At 42.1% G+C, this 6,425-nt stretch carries 5 protein-coding genes; 3 read left to right on the top strand and 2 right to left on the bottom strand.

Going from position 1 to position 6,425, the window contains the following annotated elements:
• The 3 genes from KK060_RS24315 to KK060_RS24325 form a co-directional block, all read left to right on the top strand.
• Nucleotides 1-873, top strand: an 873-nt coding sequence (locus tag KK060_RS24315; RefSeq protein ID WP_254157802.1) for an RtcB family protein, incomplete at its 5' end; no start/stop codon positions are given.
• 292 nt (nucleotides 874-1,165) lie between these two features.
• A complete protein-coding gene (locus tag KK060_RS24320) occupies nucleotides 1,166-3,562 on the top strand; it encodes a glycoside hydrolase family 127 protein (protein WP_254157804.1) in 2,397 nt (798 codons plus the stop codon).
• 623 nt (nucleotides 3,563-4,185) lie between these two features.
• Complete coding sequence (locus KK060_RS24325; RefSeq protein WP_254157806.1) at nucleotides 4,186-4,926, top strand: SDR family oxidoreductase; 741 nt, start codon at nucleotides 4,186-4,188, stop codon at nucleotides 4,924-4,926.
• 173 nt (nucleotides 4,927-5,099) lie between these two features.
• Here the strand turns inward: KK060_RS24325 and KK060_RS24330 are convergent, their stop codons facing one another.
• Entirely contained in the window at nucleotides 5,100-5,684 is a 585-nt protein-coding gene (locus KK060_RS24330) for a Crp/Fnr family transcriptional regulator (RefSeq protein WP_254157808.1), read from the bottom strand.
• Nucleotides 5,685-6,234: 550 nt separating this feature from the next.
• Nucleotides 6,235-6,425 (bottom strand): hypothetical protein (locus tag KK060_RS24335; RefSeq protein ID WP_254157810.1); only part of this gene is annotated, 191 nt, incomplete at its 5' end.

Here is a 6,425-nt window from a genome sequence, read left to right on the forward strand (position 1 = left end):
GCAACTTTCAAGATGCCGAAGGATCATGAGATCTTTGAACGAAGAGAATTTTCGGAACTTCAGATTGTCCGGGAAATGAAAGACCGTGCATGGCAGCAAATTGGATCTTCCGGTGGAGGTAATCATTTTGTTGAATTCGGTATTGTAGAAATAACAAGTGTTATGAATGAATACAACCTTGCGCCTGGCCAATATTTGGGAGTTCTGTCTCATTCCGGTTCTCGTGGACTGGGTGCAAACATTGCGCGTCATTATACGAAAGTCGCTATGGATAAATGCAAACTTCCACAAGAAGCGAAGCACCTTGCATGGCTTGACTTGAATACGGAGGAGGGACAAGAGTACTGGCTTGCAATGAATCTTGCTGGAGACTATGCGTCGGCGTGTCATCATCAAATTCACGAGCGTATGGCTATTGGTCTTCGGGAGACACCACTCGCCATGATCGAGAACCATCACAACTTTGCATGGAAAGAAAAAGATGCAAACGGAAATGAGATCATCGTTCATCGCAAAGGTGCGACACCTGCCGGCAAAGGTGTTCTTGGAATTATTCCCGGGTCAATGGCAACACCGGGCTTTATTGTTCGTGGTAAAGGCTTGGCAGAATCTATAAACTCCGCTTCACATGGAGCTGGCAGAACAATGTCAAGAACAAAAGCAAAACAGACTATTCTTCAAGGCCATGTTAATAAATTCTTGAAAGAAGCTGGCGTTGAATTAATCGGCTCCGGCCTCGATGAAGCACCGATGGCTTACAAGGACATTCATCAAGTGATGAACTATCAAAAAGAGCTTGTTGAGGTGCTAGGGTCGTTCATGCCTAAAATTGTAAGAATGTGTGGCGATGAGAAGTTTCAGGAGGTGGATTAATACGAGTACTTGCAATATGCACCCGCGTTTCCAAATCTTTCATTAGACGTAAATTCAGTTTGCGGTTAAAATGAAAAAAGTGTAGGAATTTGAAAAGAGCGCAAGATAGGTGTTGACTAACCTCACGATTGTCGTGGCACGTTCGGTGTCCTTTGACAATTTCTTTCGCCTTATGCCTGTCAGTAGCGCTGACTAACGGATGTAATTCAACGTTTGTTTTGATTTATAACTCCAACCGTAATATATTGTATAGAACATGGATCATGTATTTCGTCATGTTCGTGTTAACACTATGCAGAAAACGATCATCTTTACCTTTCTAATAAATTGCGGCTTATCCTTAGGAACCGTCACTGCTCAGGAGAAATTGTATCCCTCGATATTTTCATTGCGTGATGTTTCCCTGCTGGAAAGCCCTTTTAAAAGCGCACGCGATCTCAATATCAAAGTGCTTCTCGAGTACGATGTTGATCGCTTGCTTGCACCGTACCTAAAAGAAGCCGGATTGACTTCAAAGGCAGCGAGCTATCCGAACTGGGAAGGGCTTGATGGGCATGTAGGAGGACACTACCTTTCGGCGCTGGCCATAAATTATGCTTCTACAAATGATCCAACCTGTAAGAAGCGGATGGACTACATGGTCGCGACGGTCAAGTCATGCCAGGAGGCACATACTAATCAACATGCAGATTGGGGAAGAGGCTATGTAGGCGGTGTTCCGAATAGTGCTCAAATCTGGTCAGCGTTAAGGGTAGGCGACTTCAAAGCATACCACTCGGCCTGGGTACCCTGGTATAACATTCATAAAATGTACTCAGGGCTAAGAGATGCATGGGTATATGGTGGTAGTGAAGAAGCAAAACTGATTTTCCTGAGTTTCTGTGACTGGGGAATTGAGATCACTTCCGGCTTAAGCGAAGCGCAGATGAATGAAATGCTGGCGATGGAGCATGGTGGCATCAATGAAGTTTTCGCCGACGCTTATGAAATTACCCGTGATGAAAAATATTTGCGGGCAGCAAAACAGTTTTCACACAAAGCGTTGCTTGAACCATTTTCTTCAGGAGTTGATAACCTTGATAATAAACACGCCAACACCCAGGTTCCCAAGGCAGTGGGTTTCGAGCGTATAGCAGAGCTTACTAAAGATCAACAATACAAGAACGCAGGCCGTTTCTTTTGGGAGACGGTGACAACGAATCGCTCACTGGCCTTTGGGGGAAATAGCCGGAGAGAATTTTTTCCTGCTGTTTCAGCTTGCGGAGATTTTATAAATGAAGTCGAAGGTCCCGAGACATGCAATTCGTATAACATGCTTAAGCTTACCGAGAATTTGTTTCGCATGAATCCATCCGCACGATATGTGGATTACTATGAAAGAACGTTATATAACCATATTCTTTCAACACAACATCCTCAGCGCGGTGGCTATGTGTATTTCACGCCGGCGCGTCCAAGACACTACCGTGTTTATTCAACTCCCAATGAAGGAATGTGGTGTTGCGTGGGCAGTGGCATGGAAAACCACGCCAAATACAATCAGTTTATTTATGCAAAAAGAAATGATTCCTTATATGTAAATCTCTTTATTCCATCAGAGCTGAATTGGACTGACAGAAAGATCAGGATCAGGCAACAAACAAGATTTCCCTTTGAAGAGGAAGTAAATCTCAACATCACCGAAGGACGTTCACGGTTTACGTTGATGGTTCGCTACCCGTTCTGGGTGAAAGAAGGTGCATTGAGAATTACAGTCAATGGGAAGCCTTTCATACATACGTCGTTGCCATCTTCTTATGTAGCAATAAACCGGAACTGGAAAAAAGGTGATCAGATTAAAATTGAGTTGCCGATGCAAACCAGAATCGAAAAGCTACCCAATGTTCCGAACTACATAGCTTTGCTTCATGGTCCGATATTACTCGGGGCGAAAACCGGCACTGAAGATTTGAAAGGGCTAGATGCAAATGATGGACGATGGGCGCACATCGCCAGTGGAAAGCGGCTTCCTGTTGACCAAGCTCCTATAATCATCGAAGACAACCTGACAGCGATTGCGCGCAAGCTGAAACCAGTTGAAGGTAAACCATTAACATTTGCAACTACTGATATTGAAATGGTAAACGCCACAACGTTGGTGCTGGAACCATTCTTTCAGATTCACGATGCAAGGTACATGATGTATTGGATGGCATTGAGCAAGAGTAAATACCAATCGTATTTGGATTCATTGAGCCAAGAGGAAAATAAAAAACTCGCTATTCAAAACAGGACAATTGACTATGTAGCCCCAGGAGAACAACAACCCGAGGTAGATCACTCGATGAAACATGTTAACTCACGTTCGGGCTCATCCCACGACACGTTTTACAGAGATGCTTACGAAGGAGGTCATTTCAGTTACCTGCTTTCAACTGAGGGAAAAACAGATCTTAGTCTGATGATCCGGTATTGGGGAGCTGAGTGGGGAAACAGGAAATTTGAAATCTATATTGATGACCATAGGCTTATTGAAGAAGACAACACAGGGAGATGGAATCAATCAAGATTCTTCGACGTCACGTATGCCCTTCCAAATGAAGTGATTCAGGGCAAGAAAAATATTCGGGTGAAATTTCAGGCACTTCCTCAGAACACAGCAGGAGCCGTATACTATATTCGGTTACTTGAAAACGAGAAGCCAAAATAGGAATTGAGTAACACAATTGACAACAGTATGCCTGCATCCAGTTCTGGTCCGAAAGACTTACTCAATGTATTGTAGGAAAAGTTGTCGTAAGTACGGATACAGCATCACGAAATAGGTAGGTTGACTTTCAGTGAGGTACGTCAAAGCTGGTGAGCAATTTTTTGAGATTCTTGTGCTTACCAATTTGCTTACCCTTGAGATTTGGTGATGTCACTAAAACAAAAAAACTCGAGTACATTATAAATTCAAGGTTTTAGATCTGTTTAATTGATACTCAGCGGAGGAGGTAAATAAATGTAACGCCTACCCCTATGCTTTTCAATATCTAGAAGCGGCTCTAAAACTTGTTTACCAGTTCGCTCACCGCCTTTTTACTGCAATTCCTTATTAAATATAGGAATTGACGGATTTGAGATGTTAAAGTAAAGACGATTATCTCTATGTAGCAGGTGGTCACCTGCAACCCCTTCACACACCAGTGCGAACTCTACGACATTGGCAGGTTTGCTATGCATTCATTTCCTATAATTCAAAGTGCTATAGCTACCTGAGTCGAATTTACCATATGGTAAATACTTGCCAAATCTGAACAATCAATTTTGATTCATCAAATATTTTAAATCATGAGAACCTCATCAAAATCATTTTCCCTGAAAGACAAACGAGTTGTTATTTTAGGAGGAAGTACCGGTATTGGTTTAGCCACCGCGAAAGCCGCAGCTGAAGAAGGTGCTACTATTGTGGTCGCATCCAGCAATCAAAAGAAGATAGATGCAGCGCTGAAAGAATTACCCAAAGGAAGCACTGGCTTCACTGTCGATCTTTCAAAAGAGCAGAACATCGAATCATTCTTCAATAACAATGGCAAGTTTGATCATTTACTATATACCGCTGGTGAAAACTTAAATCTCTCCAACTTAAATACAACTGATCTATCGAAGGCTAAGGAATTTTTTACTGTAAGGTTCTGGGGAGCGATTGCAGCTATTAAATATGCAACTCCGTTTATCAATGAGGGAGGTTCAATCAGTCTTACCAGTGGCATTGCCAGTCAACGGCCGGGTGCGGGTTGGGCACTCGCCTCAAGTTTGTGTGGAGCGATGGAAGGTTTGTGTCGCGCGATGGCCGTGGAATTAGCACCGCTACGAGTAAACGTGGTTCTGCCCGGTGTTATCAAAACAAATCTATGGGACAGCATGCCCGAAAAGGATCGCGAAAACTTCTATGAGTCGGTAAGTAAATCCTTACTTGTAAAACGTGTCGGAGAGGCAGAAGATATAGCTCAAACATATATCTTCCTGATGAAGCAATCATTTGCCACGGGCCAGACTTTTGTAATTGACGGAGGCACTGTACTTGTTTGAGATAATTTATACTTGATTGAGTATATAAAATCACGTTTAAGAAGCCAGTTTGATCTTGCGATCATCTGGCTTTTCGCTTTTCGAATCCAATTCCCTTCAAGTGCCCCTATTAACACATCTAAGGCGAGGAAAAATGACAGCCAAATTAGAATGGACCAGGAAGTGTAACTAACTTATAAATGGGAAATATCCCTGCGTATTCTACTCAACGACTGTTGGGTAATTCCCAGGTAAGAAGCCACGTCGCTTAATGGTAATCTCAACATAATCTCAGGTTGCTGCGTAATGAACTTTAAATACCGGGCCGTTGCATCTTCTCCCATATAACTATTACGAACTTTGATTTTCTCAAGCAGTGTTTGATGTGTAATGGTCTGTATCAATCCTTCAAAATAGGGAAGTTGTTTAAAGACTAGTTCTAATTCCTGTTTGGAGAATACAACTAACTCGGTATCGACTGCTGTAATGATACTTTCTCGTGACATGTCACCACCAAGAAAGCTATATAGAATTGTGCAAAACTTATTCTCTTTCACAAAAAAATGGATCACGTCGATCCCCTTGTCTGTAGTTGCTTTAATCTTCAATATCCCATCAAGCACGAAAAATAATTGCTTAGCCACTTTTCCTTCCTCGAGCAGTACCGTACCTGTTGGGAACGTCGCAATATGACAGTGCTTACTGATAACTTCAAAATCGGATTCAGGAATCTCCCGGAACAGGTTTAAAAATTTGTATAACTTAAGCTTCTTCTCCACGTCACCGACTTATTAAGATGCATGATAATTTAAAATCACTTTTCACGCTGGCAATTTTTTTCTTGCCAATTTAGCAAAAGGAGCGGCCCTATAACTTGCTCACCAGTTTGCTCCAATTTTTTGACTGCAATTCTTATACGAAGATACAATTTCACAAGAATTGTTTAATCACGCACTCCTTTGAAGTGTGATACCAATGATGAAACTGAAAGTGGCGAAGTTAAGGGAACCGTAACTGACACGCTGAGCTGTAGCAGTAAGTATTAAAATACACCTTTGAACTGCAGAAAACCTTCTTGGCAGCTATAGAAGGAAGTAAGGGCTTGGCACGACCGGTTTTCCCTTAATAACACTTTATAATTAATAGCTCGTCTCTACTAATCAGTTTTTTCCTTGTCATAGCTAATAATATTTTTAAGTTTCCCATAGCCCGAGTTCCATAGGCATCTTTTCTATCAAATTCGTTAGCATTATACATCTTGCTGCGTAAGATGGGTCATTCACATAAACTGTGGTTAAGGGTGGATATCTGATTCTGATTGATCTTAATTTAGCTTAGCTGATCTTCACCGAGGAATTTTGGATCCTCCTGGTTTAGTTTGCTTCTCGTCCAGCTCATTGGCAACCTTAAAGCTGTTTGTGCCTTTCTGCGGTCTCCGGTTTCTCGAATTCCCACCTTCCGAATGGCAAAAAATGAATCTTTTTGGAAGGGCTTAGAAACAAAAAACCTCGAGTCCATTA

This window comes from Chryseosolibacter indicum (genome assembly GCF_018598585.1).
GTDB classification, from domain to species: domain Bacteria; phylum Bacteroidota; class Bacteroidia; order Cytophagales; family Cyclobacteriaceae; genus Chryseosolibacter; species Chryseosolibacter indicus.

Excerpts from the sequence above, each read along its gene's own strand:
- KK060_RS24320 (WP_254157804.1), top strand. The coding sequence starts at position 1,166 with ATGCAGAAAACGATCATCTTTACCTTTCTAATAAATTGCGGCTTATCC.
- KK060_RS24325 (WP_254157806.1), top strand. The coding sequence starts at position 4,186 with ATGAGAACCTCATCAAAATCATTTTCCCTGAAAGACAAACGAGTTGTT.